This window comes from Comamonas denitrificans, assembly GCF_017368815.1.
GTDB lineage: Bacteria > Pseudomonadota > Gammaproteobacteria > Burkholderiales > Burkholderiaceae_C > Comamonas > Comamonas denitrificans.
Window position 1 is genome coordinate 12,301 of record NZ_JAFNME010000011.1, and the last position, 13,568, is coordinate 25,868.

Annotated in this window: 14 protein-coding genes; 9 read left to right on the forward strand and 5 right to left on the reverse strand. The window is 60.6% G+C overall.

Going from position 1 to position 13,568, the window contains the following annotated elements; all coding sequences use genetic code 11:
- Positions 1-15: 15 nt before the first annotated feature.
- From J1777_RS06560 to surE, 3 genes are read right to left on the reverse strand one after another with little or no spacing between them, the layout of a single operon-like run.
- On the reverse strand, positions 16-849 hold the full coding sequence (locus J1777_RS06560; RefSeq protein ID WP_207575015.1) for a peptidoglycan DD-metalloendopeptidase family protein: 834 nt from the start codon (positions 847-849) through the stop codon (positions 16-18).
- A 15-nt stretch (positions 850-864) separates the two neighbouring features.
- The gene (locus J1777_RS06565; RefSeq protein ID WP_207575016.1) at positions 865-1,644 is read right to left on the reverse strand and encodes a protein-L-isoaspartate(D-aspartate) O-methyltransferase; all 780 of its coding nucleotides are present in this window, start codon (positions 1,642-1,644) and stop codon (positions 865-867) included.
- Positions 1,641-2,420, reverse strand: a complete 780-nt coding sequence (gene surE, locus J1777_RS06570) for a 5'/3'-nucleotidase SurE (RefSeq protein ID WP_207575017.1) — start codon at positions 2,418-2,420, stop codon at positions 1,641-1,643. Before surE ends, J1777_RS06565 begins: the two co-directional genes overlap by 4 nt.
- 89 nt (positions 2,421-2,509) lie before the next feature.
- Here surE and J1777_RS06575 point away from each other — a divergent pair, with 89 nt between their 5' ends.
- Positions 2,510-4,063 (forward strand): GGDEF domain-containing protein, encoded by a 1,554-nt coding sequence (locus tag J1777_RS06575; protein ID WP_207575018.1) that lies wholly within the window; start codon positions 2,510-2,512, stop codon positions 4,061-4,063.
- Between the two features lie 103 nt (positions 4,064-4,166).
- Here J1777_RS06575 and J1777_RS06580 read toward each other — a convergent pair whose 3' ends face one another.
- Complete coding sequence (locus J1777_RS06580) at positions 4,167-4,604, reverse strand: universal stress protein (protein ID WP_207575019.1); 438 nt, start codon at positions 4,602-4,604, stop codon at positions 4,167-4,169.
- A gap of 529 nt (positions 4,605-5,133) precedes the next feature.
- Here J1777_RS06580 and sufB point away from each other — a divergent pair.
- The 7 genes from sufB (at position 5,134) to J1777_RS06615 (ending at position 12,372) form a co-directional block, all read left to right on the forward strand.
- A complete protein-coding gene (sufB, locus tag J1777_RS06585; protein WP_423220535.1) occupies positions 5,134-6,603 on the forward strand; it encodes a Fe-S cluster assembly protein SufB in 1,470 nt (489 codons plus the stop codon).
- Between the two features lie 77 nt (positions 6,604-6,680).
- Positions 6,681-7,439: a Fe-S cluster assembly ATPase SufC gene (gene sufC / locus J1777_RS06590; RefSeq protein WP_207575080.1), complete on the forward strand. Its 759-nt coding sequence runs from the start codon at positions 6,681-6,683 to the stop codon at positions 7,437-7,439.
- A 10-nt stretch (positions 7,440-7,449) separates the two neighbouring features.
- Positions 7,450-8,673, forward strand: a complete 1,224-nt coding sequence (locus J1777_RS06595; RefSeq protein WP_207575021.1) for a SufD family Fe-S cluster assembly protein — start codon at positions 7,450-7,452, stop codon at positions 8,671-8,673.
- Complete coding sequence (locus tag J1777_RS06600) at positions 8,670-9,923, forward strand: aminotransferase class V-fold PLP-dependent enzyme (RefSeq protein ID WP_207575022.1); 1,254 nt, start codon at positions 8,670-8,672, stop codon at positions 9,921-9,923. The genes J1777_RS06595 and J1777_RS06600 overlap by 4 nt, the downstream gene beginning before the upstream one ends.
- The gene (gene sufU, locus J1777_RS06605; RefSeq protein ID WP_207575023.1) at positions 9,920-10,402 is read left to right on the forward strand and encodes a Fe-S cluster assembly sulfur transfer protein SufU; all 483 of its coding nucleotides are present in this window, start codon (positions 9,920-9,922) and stop codon (positions 10,400-10,402) included. Before J1777_RS06600 ends, sufU begins: the two co-directional genes overlap by 4 nt.
- Positions 10,399-10,953 (forward strand): putative Fe-S cluster assembly protein SufT, encoded by a 555-nt coding sequence (sufT, locus tag J1777_RS06610; RefSeq protein ID WP_207575024.1) that lies wholly within the window; start codon positions 10,399-10,401, stop codon positions 10,951-10,953. The genes sufU and sufT overlap by 4 nt, the downstream gene beginning before the upstream one ends.
- Before the next feature lie 132 nt (positions 10,954-11,085).
- Positions 11,086-12,372, forward strand: a complete 1,287-nt coding sequence (locus tag J1777_RS06615) for an O-acetylhomoserine aminocarboxypropyltransferase/cysteine synthase family protein (RefSeq protein ID WP_207575025.1) — start codon at positions 11,086-11,088, stop codon at positions 12,370-12,372.
- 144 nt (positions 12,373-12,516) lie between these two features.
- Here J1777_RS06615 and J1777_RS06620 read toward each other — a convergent pair whose 3' ends face one another.
- Positions 12,517-13,113 carry an OmpW/AlkL family protein gene (locus J1777_RS06620; protein ID WP_207575081.1) on the reverse strand — a complete coding sequence of 199 codons (597 nt, stop codon included), beginning with the start codon at positions 13,111-13,113 and terminating at the stop codon, positions 12,517-12,519.
- 219 nt (positions 13,114-13,332) lie between these two features.
- Here J1777_RS06620 and J1777_RS06625 point away from each other — a divergent pair, with 219 nt between their 5' ends.
- Positions 13,333-13,554, forward strand: coding sequence for a hypothetical protein (locus J1777_RS06625; RefSeq protein ID WP_207575026.1), 222 nt, complete (start codon positions 13,333-13,335; stop codon positions 13,552-13,554).
- Positions 13,555-13,568: the final 14 nt, after the last annotated feature.

The window sequence follows — 13,568 nt, forward strand, 5'->3', positions numbered from 1 at the left end:
AGGTGCAAAGTGGTGTTAGCGCTTGGGCAAATAACGAAGGGGGTCAATCGGCTTGCCCTGGCGGCGCAATTCAAAATGCAGTTTGACGCGGTCGGTATCGGTGCTGCCCATTTCAGCGATGTTTTGGCCTTTTTTCACGTTTTGATCGTCTTTGACCAGCAGCTTTTGGTTATGTCCATAAGCAGTCAAATAATCCTTGGAGTGCTGAATGATGATCAGCTGGCCATAACCGCGCACCTCGCCCACATAAATCACTTTGCCGGCGGCAGCGGCAACCACAGGATCGCCGGCTTTGCCTGCAATATCAACGCCTTTATTGGTGGTTTCATTAAAGGTGCCAATCACTGTGCCGCTGGCGGGCCAAATCAGCCCCAAACCAGCCGCATCGGCAGATGGGGCCGCAGCGGGCACAGGTGGCGGTGCTGGGGTGCTGGTAGCACCGGCGGGCGGCAAAGCGGTGCCCTGCACAGGGCTGCTGCTGGCGGTAGTCGTTGTGGGGGGTGTGCTGGGGCGGCCTTCACCCGGCGCGGCCCCAGGCGGCACCACGCGCACAACTTGGCCGACTTCAATGGCGTTGGGATTTTCCAAATTGCTCCAGCGGGCAATGTCCTTCCAGCTTTGGCCGTGCTCTAAACCAATGCGAATCAAGGTGTCCCCCGGCTTGACGGTGTAATACCCCGGTTTTCCGGCATTTTCAGCACCCGGCAAGGTGGCCGGATCGACGGTGGTCGTGCGCCCAAACCCGGTGCGTGTTTCGACGGGGGCCTGGTTGGTCTGGGCACAACCGACCAATAAAACGCCCACGAGCAAAGCGCTCCAACCTAATTTCAAATTCTTTTGCTTGCTCATAAACCTTTCCCTGTTTCAGGCAACCCCGGATTTTAAGGGGACAAAATGCACTGCTTCTAATACCGATTCTGTAAAACCCTGTTCGCTGCGCTCAAGCACCAGCAGCATTTGTTGGCCATTTTCTTGCGCAACAGGGGCCACCAAGCGCCCTCCCACCGCCAGCTGATCGCGCCACGCCTGGGGCAGGCTTTGTCCCCCCGCAGCAGAAATGATTCCCGCATACGGGCCGCCTTGGGCATAGCCAAGCATGCCGTCTCCGAGTAATAAATGGACGTTTGCCAAGCGCAGCGGGCGCAGATTGCTACGAGATTTTTCATGCAAATTGCGCAGCCGCTCAATCGAGTACACCTCTCGCGCCACTTGGGACAGCACCGCTGCCTGGTAGCCGCAGCCGGTGCCAATCTCCAGCACCCGCCCCAAGCCGTGCTGCTGGGCCAGCGGGGCACCCAACAGCAACTCAATCATGCGGGCCACCACGCTGGGTTTGGAGATGGTTTGCTGCCAGCCAATGGGCAAGCTGGTGTCCTCATACGCTTGGGCCACCAAGGCGCTATCGACAAACCCATGGCGCGGCACCTGCCCCATGGCCTGCAGAACCAAGGGCGATTGAATCCCCCCGGCAGCCAGGCGTTGCACCATGCGCTGGCGCACGGCGGCTGAATCCAACCCCCAGCCAGAGGCCGTGGCCGCAGACGGGGCCGCCGCACGCACCGAGGGGGAGGATGGGGCATGGCCCAATGAAGGCAAGCGGGCCGGAAAACCCGGGCGGCGCGGCGGCGGAGGGGCAGCGCTCATACGCTCTCCATCGCGGTTTGCAATCGGGCGGCGGTTTGCCCCCAATAGCCCAGATTTTGATAATCAGTTAAATCGACCTTCAGCGGGGTGACTGCGATATGGCCATGGGCCGTAGCGTGAAAATCGGTGCCTTCGGCTTCATCCTTGGCGGCCCCTGCGCTGCCAATCCAGTACATCGTCTCCCCCCGAGGGCTGATTTGGGTAATCACTGGCTCTGCTGCATGGCGGCGGCCCAGTCGGCACAGCTTTAAAGCGCCCAGCGCATCGCTCGAGCGGTTGGGAATATTGACATTCAGCAACCACGGCGCACTGCCCACCAATTGCTGCTGGCGCAGTTGCGCGACCATGGCGCGTGCTTTGTCAGCCGCCGCCTCTAAGTGGGCCCAGCCGCTTTCCACTTGCGAAAAGGCAATTGCGGGAATGCCGAACAAAAAACCTTCCATGGCCGCACCCACGGTGCCGGAATAAATCGTGTCATCGCCCATATTTGCGCCATTGTTAATGCCGGACAGCACCAAATCAGGCCGATAGCCCAGCAGCCCCGTCAAAGCAATGTGCACACAATCGGCCGGCGTACCATTCACATACCGAAATCCATTGGCTGCACGGTGCACGTACAAAGGTGCATTCAAAGTCAAGGCATTGGATTTGGCACTGTTATTGTGCTCAGGGGCCACGACCTCCACTTGCACCCCCTCAATTTGGGCAATGGCCTGGTGCAGGGCCACAATACCAGGGGCTTGAAATCCATCGTCGTTAGAAATAAGTATTTTCATGTCTGGCTAAAGAGATACCGGCTGCCGATTGTAGGTTGCCGCTGCCCCTGTCCCCGTGCTTTTACCCTACGCCCTCGCTGCAACCTGTTATGCGCTCCCGCTCCCCTGCTGAAATTGCCCGCCAAAGCTTGCAAATTTTGGCCCAACGCCGTCTGCCGCCCACCCCCGAGAATTACCAAGCGGTGTATGAAGAGGTGGCCGGCCTGCTCCCGCAAGAGGCTTTCCCCCAACGGCGCTTGCGCCACATTGGCACGCTGCTGCCCTCCCAAACCCCCCGGCAAAAACAGCTCACTCAGGCCTTTTTACAAGCCGTGGAAGCCAAAGACTGGCTCCAACTGCAAACGGCCGTGGTCGAGTACGCCCAGCTGGAGCTGACCGGCAGCGCCCAAGCTACGGTGCTGTCCTGCCCCAGCACCCCGATCGAGGTGCTGCCCGCCAGCTTGGCCGAGCAGCTGGCCCGCTTGATTGAAAACACGGTGGGGGCTCTGGGCCCAGAGGACCAGCGCACGCAAGAGATTTCGCTGCAGCTGGTCGATTTTTTGCGCCAAGCACCACCACGGCCCCAGGCACTGGAGCAAATGCTGCAAAACTACAGCTTTCGCCTGTCCTTCCTCAGCCAAGAACAGGCCCAGCGGGCGCACCAAATCGCCCAGATGGTGGGCATGACGGTGGAGCATTTACGCGCCATCAGCACGCAAGACCCGTTGCTGCAGAGGCTGGCCGAAAAACTGAAAGAAGGCATTGCCAGCCCTTGGACAGCGCCCCAGCTGCAACAAATTCAAATTCAATTGAAAAGCCTGCTGTTTCGCCACTTTGAGCTGCACAGCAGCCATGAAGAAGCCCACAACCGCTTTAAAGAGCTGCTGGCCCAATACGCGCAGCACATGGCAGCCCTGAGCGGCAACAGCCAGCAGCACCAGGAGCAGCTGAGCCATTACGCCGAAAAAATCGAGCAAGCCCCTGATTTGCCCGCCCTCACCCCGCTGCTGGAAGCCGTCGTCGCCTCAGGCAGTCGCTTGGCCCGCGAAAGCAAGCAGGCCGTTGTCACCATGCGTGATTTGCAAGAGCAAGCCTTGGCGCAAGAGCAACAAATCTTCCAACTCAGCCACAACTTGCAACGCATGCAAGATGCCAGCCGCCACGATCCCAGCACCGAAGCCCTCAACACCCAAGGCCTGCAAGAAACCTTTTTGGCTGAAGCCGCCCGCAGCACCCGCCTGAACAGCCCCCTGAGCATTGCCGTGCTGCAAGTGCAAACCCCTGCGGAACAAGCAACCACCAGCCCCCGGCCCTCTGTTGGCGATGGCCTGCACGCAACGCATGAAATGGCGCTACGGCACCTGGTACAAATTGCGCGCAGCACACTGCGCCCCCAAGATGCGATTGGCCGCTCTAGCGAACAAAATCTGGTGCTGATTTTCCCCGACAGCGCCGCCCCCGAAGCCAGCCAAGCCCTGGCACGGCTGCAGCAGGAACTGGCACAAACCCCCCTGCTCTACGCCGATGATTGCCTGGCCATGGCACTGAGCGCTGGCGTAGTACAAAAACTGCCCCAAGAGACACCGCAACAAACCCTGCAACGCGCTGCCCAAGCACTGCGCCAAGCCATTCGCATGGGCGGCCAGCGCGTCGTGCTCCATTAAATGGAGTGGCCCCAGCCCACACCTTGGCCCGCCGCCAGGCACTGGTGCCAAAAAACAAAACGGCCTGCAGTGCAGGCCGTTTTTTCTGGAACACGCAGATCGCTTACGAGCGCACAACCAGCACCGGAATGTGCGCAGCTTGCAAAACGCGTTGCGCAACACTGCCCAACACCAGTTTTTCCAGCCCTCGGCGGCCGTGCGAACCCATCACAATCAGGTCAGCCCCAACGTTTTCTGCCACGCGCACCACGCCTTCGTGAATGGCATGGCCTTCACCCACCAAGGTCTTAGTGGACACGCCAGCTTCATCCAAAAGCTTTTTCACGTCTTCAAGGGCTTTGTTGGCCTCGGCCGTAGCAGCACTCAGGTACTGAGCCTGGCCATACGCAAAGTCTGCCCCCACGCCGGTGAATGGATAAGGATCGAGCACATACACCGCCGTCACCTCGCTGCCAAATGCCTTGGCCAAGCCGGCTGCCTTGCCAACGGCCTGCATTGAAGTGGCCGAACCATCGACCGGAACCAAAATGTGTTTAAACATACGCACCTCCTAAATGAAATCTATGCATGGCACCAGCATAGAACAAATCGATGTGCCATCAGCGCAAAATCAAACCGCTTGACTTGATTTATGCGCCCTTTTTGTTTTTCCAGGGCCAAAAACATCCCGTTTCTGCAGCGACCACCCCATGCGTATTGCGATAGCCGGACTGGCGGATATTCAGGCGCTGACCGGGAAAGGTCTCATACATGATGCGGTTATCGCTCAGCACTAATCACAGACTGCATTTTGCGGTGGAAAATCATCAGAACCTTGCCCATACAACTTGCGCACAGGCAAGTGCTTTGTGCGGACCTCGTCTAGATAAAAAATCTATGCCCCCATCCTCTTTAAAATGGGCTGCTTTAGCTCATTTTTTAAACCATGGGGCCAATCCTTTTGTGCAGCCCTGTGCAATCCCCATAAAAAAATTGCGGGCTCCCGGTAACTTTGCACAGAGGATTGCAAAGATACATATGATATTCATGTTTATTTTATAAAGTACAACTCCATGGCATCTTCTCCAGACATGACTTCCCCCATCAGCCCGGACAAGCCCCAGGAAGAGGCTTTGAACCAGGCCTTGCAGCGTCCCTACCAACATGGTTTTGTGACCGATGTCGAGTCCGAGAGTCTGCCCCCTGGCTTGAACGAGGACACGATTCGCGCCATCTCCCGCATCAAAAAAGAGCCTGAGTTTTTGCTCAATTGGCGCTTGGCCGCATTAAAACGCTGGCAAAGCATGGAACTGCCCGAATGGGCGCGCTTACAAATCAGCCCGATTGATTTGCAAGCGCTGTCGTATTACTCGGCCCCCAAGTCGCTCAAAGACCGGCCCAAGAGCCTGGATGAAGTCGATCCCAAGCTGCTGGAAACCTACGAAAAACTGGGCGTGCCGCTGCACGAACGCGCCAAGCTGGCCGGTGTGGCGGTGGATGCCGTGTTCGACTCGGTCTCGGTGGGCACGACTTTTCGCAAGCAATTGGCCGATGTTGGTGTGATTTTTTGCTCGTTCTCGCACGCAGTACACACCCACCCCGAATTGATCGAGAAATACCTGGGCACCGTGGTGCCACAAACCGATAACTACTATGCGGCGCTGAACTCGGCCGTGTTCTCAGACGGCTCGTTTGTCTATATCCCCAAGGGCGTGAAATGCCCGATGGAGCTGTCCTCGTACTTTCGCATCAACGCCCAGGGCACCGGCCAGTTCGAGCGCACACTGATCATTGCCGAAGAAGGCAGCGAAGTGAGCTACCTGGAAGGCTGCACCGCCCCCCAGCGCGATGAAAACCAGCTGCACGCTGCCGTGGTCGAGCTGATCGCCCACGACGATGCCTACATCAAATACTCCACCGTGCAAAACTGGTACCCCGGCGATGAAAACGGTGTGGGCGGCATCTACAACTTTGTGACCAAGCGCGGCCTGGCCGCTGGCAAGCGCTCGCGCATTGCCTGGACGCAGATTGAAACCGGCTCGGCCATCACCTGGAAATACCCCTCCTGCATCCTGCGCGGTGATAACTCCAGCGGCGAGTTCTATTCCATCGCCGTCTCCAACCACCGCCAGCAAGCCGATACGGGCACCAAGATGATCCATATCGGCAAGAACACCACCAGCCGCATTGTCTCCAAAGGCATCAGTGCGGGCCGGGCGCACAACAGCTACCGCGGACTGGTGCGCATCAACGCCGGGGCCGAAGGGGCGCAAAACCATACGCAGTGCGATTCCCTGCTGATCGGCAGCGAGTGCGGGGCCCACACCTTCCCCTATGTCGATACTGCCCGCAGCGATGCCATGGTGGAGCACGAGGCCACCACCACCCGCATCTCGGAAGAGCGGCTGTTTTACTGCCAGCAGCGCGGCATTGATCCCGAAGAGGCCACCTCGCTCATCGTCGGCGGCTTTTGCCAGGCGGTGCTTGAAGAGCTGCCCATGGAATTTGCCCTGGAGGCCAAGGCCTTGCTCGCAGTTTCGCTAGAAGGCTCCGTAGGCTAGGCAACAATTAAAGACATAAACCATGCTGAAATGCTTTAAATACAAGCGCCAGCAGCTATCAGATTAAAGAATTAAGGATATTTATGAGCACCCCTGTTTTACAAGTTCGTGATCTGCGCGTTGATATTGGCGAGCGCACCGTGCTGCAATCGATCACGCTGGATGTGCAACCTGGCAGCCTCACCGTGCTGATGGGGGCCAACGGCAGTGGCAAAAGCACCCTGGGCATGGCCTTGGCCGGCCACCCGCACTACAAGGTCACCGCTGGGCAAGCCATTCTGGACGGCAAAGACCTGATCCAGCTGCCCGCCCACGAGCGCGCCCGCACCGGGTTTTTCCTGTCGTTTCAATCACCGCCCGATATTCCGGGCGTCAAAAACAACCTGTTCATCCGCACCGCCTTGAATGCCGTGCGCGAATCCAAGGGCGAAGCACCACTGGATGCGTTTGACTTTTTGAGCGGTGCCAAACAAGGGGCAAAAACCTTGGGCATGCCCATCACCATGCTCAATCGCCCCGTCAATGAAGGCTTCTCCGGCGGCGAGCGCAAGCGCAACGAGCTGCTGCAACTGACCCAGCTCAACCCCCGCGTGGCCCTGCTCGATGAAATCGACTCCGGCCTGGACGTGGACGGCGTGCGTGCCGTGGTCGAGCTGGTGCAGCGCATGCGGGCCCAGGGCACGGCCTTTATCGTCGTCTCGCACTATTTGCAAATGATTGAATCGCTGCAGCCCGACCAAGTGCTGCGCTTAGACCAGGGCCGCATTGCCGAGACCGGTGGCCTGGAGCTGGCCCGCAGCATTGCCGAAACCGGCTTTACCCGCGCTACGGCTTAAGGGAGCCGGCATGAGCGAGATTTTGGACATCACCCAAGCGCAAGCCCAGCTGCAAACCCACGGCTGGATTGCCCGCAAGAGCGAAGCATTTCACCACCTGCCCCCACCGGCCTTAGAGACCTGGCTTGGCACCGAGCCCGCCGCCGTGGCCAGCACCCAGGACTGGCAAGTCACCGTGCAAGACGGCGCGGCCAGCGTGCAAGTGCAGCACTTGAGCGCCCTGCACGCCGCAGAACGCGCCACCCTGTTTGCCGACCTGCCCGCCCCCCAGGGCGAGGCCGCCCCCTTTGCCTGGGCGCACCGCGCCCTGTGCCGCAAAGGGCTGCGCATCCAGGTCGCCGCCAACGGGGCCAATGCCGCCCCAGTGCGCCTGCATATCCACCACACAGCCCATACCGCCGTGGATGCGCCCTTGGTGGTGCTGGACGTGGCCCCCGGCGCCCGCTGCCTGCTGCTGCACACGCACAGCCGCAGCGGCGATCTGCAGCAAATCACGCAAAACCTGCACATGCACATTCGCGTGGGCGAAGGCGCGGTGCTGCAGCACCTGCGCATTGCCGATGTGCGCACCGCTGACCACCTGGCCCACACGCAAAATGTGGACGTACAAGGCCACGCGCACTACCACCAGGCCCTGTGTACCAGCGGCTGCGCCTATCAGCTGCAGCGCAGCGATATCGACCTGCATGGCCCCGGTGCCTGCGTGCGCCATGCCGGCCTGCTGCTGACGGGCACGCACAATGTGGACCACCAGATCTACACCCGCCACAACGCGCCCGATACCGACAGCCACGTGCAAATGCTGGCCCTGGCCAGCGGCAAATCGCGCAGCGTGGCCAATGCCTTCACCTACATTGCCCCCGGTGCCCGCGATGCCAACGTGCACCAGCGCCTGTGGGGCATTGCGCTGGATGGCCAGCCACGCCTGATCCTGCGCCCGCACCTGGAAATCCTGCACGATCAGGTTGCCGCCGTGCACGGGGCCACCTGGGGTGCCTTGCCGGAAGATGCCCTGTTCTACGCCCAGCAGCGTGGTCTGGCCCCCGACACCGCCCGCAGCCTGATCATCGAGGGCAAAGCCCGCGCCCTGCTCGAACGCGCCCTGCCCAACATCGAAAGCGATGGCGATGGCGAGGCCAGCAGCAGCCTCTTGAGCGCCTGGCTCGAGGGCGACTGGCTGCCCCAAGCCATCAACGCCCACCTGGCCGCCACCACCCTTCAGGAAAGCGCATGACCGACCAAGCCCCTGCCCTGCTCCAGCCCGAACTGCTGCGCAGCCTGTTTCCCGTGCTGCAGCAGCAGGTCAAGGGCCAGCCGCTGGCGTATTTGGACAACGCCGCCACCACCCAAACCCCGCTGCCGGTGCAGCAGGCCATGCTCGATTTTGAGCAGCATGACCGCGCCAACATCCACCGGGGCGTACACACCTTGAGCCAACGCGCCACCGATGCCTTTGAGGCCGCCCGCAGCACGGTGAAAGCCTTTATTGGCGCAGGCCAAGAGCACGAACTGGCCTTTACCAGCGGCACCACCGAGGCGCTCAACACCGTCGCCTTTGGCCTGTGGGGGGCTGGGCCGGGCAAAGCCTGGCTGCGCCCGGGCGATGAAATCATCGTCAGCGGCCTGGAGCACCACGCCAACCTGGTGCCCTGGCAGCACGCGGCCCGCATGACCGGGGCCAAGCTGCGCATTTTGATGCCCGATGCCCAAGGCCGCCTGCACCTGGCCGACCTGCAAGCCCTGATCACGCCGCACACCCGCGTGCTGGCCCTGACCGCCGGGGCCAACGCGACTGGCGAGCGCCCGCCCTTCGAGGCCATGCTCACCCTGGCCAAGCAAGCCGGGGCGCTGACGGTGCTGGATGCCGCCCAAGCCGTCGGCCACGCCATGCCTGATTTGCGCGACTTGGATGCCGACTTTATGGCCTTCTCTGGCCACAAAATGTACGGTCCAATGGGCACCGGGGCCTTGGCTGGCAAGCGCAAAGCGCTAGAACTTTTATACCCCCTGCGCCTGGGTGGTGACATGGTCGAGTGGGTCGAATACGACCGCGCCGGTTATGCCGCCGTGCCCACCCGCCTGGAGGGCGGCACCCCCAATGTCACTGGGGCCGTCGGCTTGGCCGCGGCCGCCCGCTTTATCGACCAGATAGGCCGCAGCCGCATTGATGCGCACCTTCACGCTTTGCGCGCGCAGGCCGTGGCGGGCTTGCAGGCGCTGGACGGCATCACCATCCTGGCCCCCCAGGCCCCACAGGCAGCATTGGTTTCTTTTGTTGTGCAGGATGTGCACCCGCACGATATCGGCACCCTGCTGGACGAGCGCGGCATTGCCGTGCGCACCGGCCACCACTGCGCCGAACCACTGCACAACCACTTTGGGCTAGGGCCAACCACCCGCGCCTCTTTTGCCCTGTACAACACCGCAGCCGAGGTGAGCCGCCTGATCGACGGCATCGCCCATGCACTGAAAGTTTTACGATGAGTTCTGTAGAAAACGATCTCTACCAAGAAGTGGTGATGGAGCACAAACGTGCCCCGCGCAACTTCGGCCACCTGGACAGCCCCAGCCACCAGGCCCAGGGCACCAACCCCTCATGCGGCGACCGTGTGGCCGTCGAATTGCTGCTCGATGGCAACACCGTGCAGGACATCCGCTTCAGCGGCCAGGGGTGCGCCATCTGCATGGCCTCCACCTCGATGATGACCGAAGCGGTCAAAGGCCAGGATGTGGCCCTGGCCCAAGAATTGCAACAGCACTTTCGCGCCGTGCTCACCGGCGAAGAAGACCCCGAAGAAGCCCCGCTGGGCAAACTGGTCAGCCTGGCCGGCGTGCGCCAATACCCCAGCCGCATCAAATGCGCCCTGCTGGGCTGGCACGCGCTGATGCACGCCATTGCTGGCAACCAAGAAGCGGCCAATACCGAAGATGGCATCCCCGCCACCGAAGGAGGCGTTGCATGATGAACCGCCGCCAACGCGAAGACGTTTTGGTCCGCCGCACGGTCACCGTGGAAACCATCCCCAGCGGCCAGCCTTTTGAACTGCAGGAAGGGCAGCTGGCGCAAATCACCCAGGCCCTGGGCAGCTCGTTCACCTTGGTGGTCGAAGGCCAGCTGGTGCGCCTGCGCGGGGACGATGCCGATGCCATTGGCAAAGAGCCGCCCGAGAGCATCGTCGTACCCGAGAACGTCTCCACCGCCGACATTGAGCCGCTGATTTGGGAAACCCTGAAATCCTGCTACGACCCCGAAATCCCCGTCAATATCGTGGATCTGGGCCTGATTTACCGCTGTGAAGTCACCCCCATTGATGCCCACGGCGATGTGCAGGTGGTGATCGACATGACGCTCACCGCCCCCGGCTGCGGCATGGGCGAGGCCATTGCCAACGAGGTGTGCGACAAGGTGCTGGCCCTGCCCAAGGTCGAAGACATCACCGTAAACCTGGTGTTTGACCCACCCTGGACGCGCTCCATGATGAGCGAAGAGGCGCAACTGACCCTGGGGCTGTGAACACGTTCTCAAGCGCCCCTGCCCTTGAACGGCGAAGGTGCTCCACGCCGGACAAACTGCCCAATTGCTTCACAATCGGCAGCTTGTCCGGCATTTTTATTTTTGCCTTTTCTTTTTTTGGAGACACATCCCATGCGCCTCGAAACCCTGGCCGTCCACGCGGGCTATAAAACCGAACCCACCACCCGCTCGGCCGCCGTGCCGCTGTACCAGACCACCTCGTACACCTTCGACAACGCCCAGCACGGTGCCGACCTGTTCGACCTGAAAGTGGCCGGCAACATTTACACCCGCATCATGAACCCCACCACCGACGTGCTGGAGCAGCGCGTAGCCGCTCTGGAAGGCGGCATCGGTGCGCTGGCCATGGCCTCGGGCATGGCGGCCATTACCGCTGCCATCCAGACCATTGCCGAGACCGGGGACAACATCATCAGCGCCAGCACCCTGTACGGCGGCACCTACAACCTGTTTGCCCACACCTTCCCGCAGCAAGGCATCGAAGTGCGCTTTGCCGATCCGCGCGACCCGGCCAGCTTCGCCAAACTGATCGATGCGCGCACCAAAGCCGTGTTCTGCGAATCGATTGGCAACCCCCTGGGCAATGTGACCGACATCCGCGCCCTGGCCGATGTGGCCCACGCCCATGGCCTGCCGCTCATCGTCGATAACACCGTGCCCAGCCCCTACCTGTGCCGCCCGTTTGAGCATGGGGCGGACATCGTCGTCCACGCCCTGACCAAGTACATGAACGGCCACGGCAACAGCATCGGCGGTGTCATCGTCGATAGCGGCAAGTTCCCCTGGGCCGAGCACAAGGAGCGCTTCAAGCGCCTGAACGAGCCGGACGTGAGCTACCACGGCGTGGTCTATACTGAAGCCCTGGGCGCAGCCGCTTACATCGCCCGCGCGCGCGTGGTGCCGCTGCGCAACATGGGCGCGGCGCTGTCGCCCTTCAACGCCTGGGCGACGCTGCAAGGCATTGAAACCCTGCCCCTGCGCATGGACCGCATCTGCGAAAACGCCCAAAAAATTGCCGAAACCCTGCAAAACCACCCCAAGGTGGAATGGGTGCGCTACGCCGGCTTGAGCAACCACCCCGACCACGCACTGGTGCAGCGCCAGATGGGTGGCAAGGCCTCGGGCATTTTGTCGTTCAGCCTGAAAACCGCCCCCGGCGAAGATGCCCGCGCCGCCGGTGCCCGCTTCCTGGATGCGCTGCAGCTCTTCCTGCGCCTGGTGAACATTGGCGATGCCAAATCGCTGGCCACGCACCCGGCTTCGACCACGCACCGCCAGCTCAACCCCGAAGAGCTGGCCAAGGCCGGCGTGACCGAGGGCATGGTGCGCCTGTCGATTGGCATTGAACACATCGACGACCTGCTGGAAGACCTGAACCGCGCCTTGCAAGCCGTTTAAAAAAAGAGCAGTCTGCGCTGATAAACAAAAGGATTGAAGGCTATTAAACCATTCAATCCTTTAAAAATCAGCGCAAACAGCTATAAAAAAACGCCACCTTTGCAGGTGGCGTTTTTGCTTGGAGTCTTAGCAGAAAGGGCGATCTTAGAAGCGGTAGCCCAGGCCCACGCCCACCAGCACGGGATCGACCTTGAACTTGCCAATGCCGCCGCTCACATTGGTGTCGATATAGACTTTTTTCACGTCGAAGTTGATCGACCAGTTTTTGTCCAGCGCGTAGTCAAAGCCCACTTGCAGGGCCGGGCCGAAGCTGTTTTTCTTGACGTTCAAAGCGCCGCCCAGAATGTCCACGCTGGAAAAACGGGTGTAGTTAATACCAGCGCCCAGGTAGGGCTTGAAAGCGCCCAGGTTGGTGAAGTGGTATTGGGCCAGCAAGGTGGGGGGCAGGTGCTTCAAGGTACCGATCTTGGCGCCGTTCAACCGCACATCGTGCTTTTGCGGGTAGGTCAGGATCAGCTCAGCGGCAAGGTTGGGGGTGAAGAAGTAAGAAATATCCAGCTCAGGGATCCACTTGTCATTGACGCTGACCCCTTTGTCGCCAGCAGCACCACCGTTGGCGCTGTCCAAATGCACAGCGCGGGCGCGTACCATCCATTTGCCATCTTGAGGGTAGTTTTGCGCCATGGCAGCGCCAGAAGTCAGTGCACACAAAGCGGCAGCAGCCAGCAGGGTTTTCTTCATCATGGTGAAAGGTATTCAAGTGTTGTCCGGGGACGACCCCCGTGCTGCGTATTAGGCCCATGAGTAAAACGGTCAATATTGCTTTGCATCAAGAATTGGTAATTCCCCTTAATTTTGTAACGTTTCGTCCAACCGCCACAAACACCCCGTTTTTTCGCCGATTGGATCGGCCACCTTGCGCCTACAGTGGCCCCATCGCACTCTTTTGGAGCCACTGCTATGGACCTTCGTTACGCCAGAGCCTTGCGCGATGCCAGCACGGCCTGGGCCCAAAACCACACTACCGATGCCATCACCTTGCAAGAGCTGCGCCGCCGCGCACCGCAAGAGGAACCCACCGTCAAAATGGTGACCGCACCCAGCGCCACCCAGATGGCGCTGCTGCAACCCCAGTTGGCCGCGTATGGCAACTTGGGCACCAAACTCAATTTGTTTGCCTAAGCACCACGCACACA

What these genes read in the sequence shown, in the direction of transcription:
- J1777_RS06560 (WP_207575015.1), bottom strand. Translation starts at nt 849, where the DNA reads ATGAGCAAGCAAAAGAATTTGAAATTAGGTTGGAGCGCTTTGCTCGTG.
- J1777_RS06575 (WP_207575018.1), top strand. Translation starts at nt 2,510, where the DNA reads ATGCGCTCCCGCTCCCCTGCTGAAATTGCCCGCCAAAGCTTGCAAATT.
- J1777_RS06600 (WP_207575022.1), top strand. Translation starts at nt 8,670, where the DNA reads ATGACCGACCAAGCCCCTGCCCTGCTCCAGCCCGAACTGCTGCGCAGC.
- J1777_RS06595 (WP_207575021.1), top strand. Translation starts at nt 7,450, where the DNA reads ATGAGCGAGATTTTGGACATCACCCAAGCGCAAGCCCAGCTGCAAACC.
- sufU (WP_207575023.1), top strand. Translation starts at nt 9,920, where the DNA reads ATGAGTTCTGTAGAAAACGATCTCTACCAAGAAGTGGTGATGGAGCAC.
- J1777_RS06620 (WP_207575081.1), bottom strand. Translation starts at nt 13,113, where the DNA reads ATGAAGAAAACCCTGCTGGCTGCTGCCGCTTTGTGTGCACTGACTTCT.
- J1777_RS06580 (WP_207575019.1), bottom strand. Translation starts at nt 4,604, where the DNA reads ATGTTTAAACACATTTTGGTTCCGGTCGATGGTTCGGCCACTTCAATG.
- sufB (WP_423220535.1), top strand. Translation starts at nt 5,134, where the DNA reads ATGACTTCCCCCATCAGCCCGGACAAGCCCCAGGAAGAGGCTTTGAAC.
- sufT (WP_207575024.1), top strand. Translation starts at nt 10,399, where the DNA reads ATGATGAACCGCCGCCAACGCGAAGACGTTTTGGTCCGCCGCACGGTC.
- J1777_RS06565 (WP_207575016.1), bottom strand. Translation starts at nt 1,644, where the DNA reads ATGAGCGCTGCCCCTCCGCCGCCGCGCCGCCCGGGTTTTCCGGCCCGC.
- J1777_RS06615 (WP_207575025.1), top strand. Translation starts at nt 11,086, where the DNA reads ATGCGCCTCGAAACCCTGGCCGTCCACGCGGGCTATAAAACCGAACCC.
- surE (WP_207575017.1), bottom strand. Translation starts at nt 2,420, where the DNA reads ATGAAAATACTTATTTCTAACGACGATGGATTTCAAGCCCCTGGTATT.
- J1777_RS06625 (WP_207575026.1), top strand. Translation starts at nt 13,333, where the DNA reads ATGGACCTTCGTTACGCCAGAGCCTTGCGCGATGCCAGCACGGCCTGG.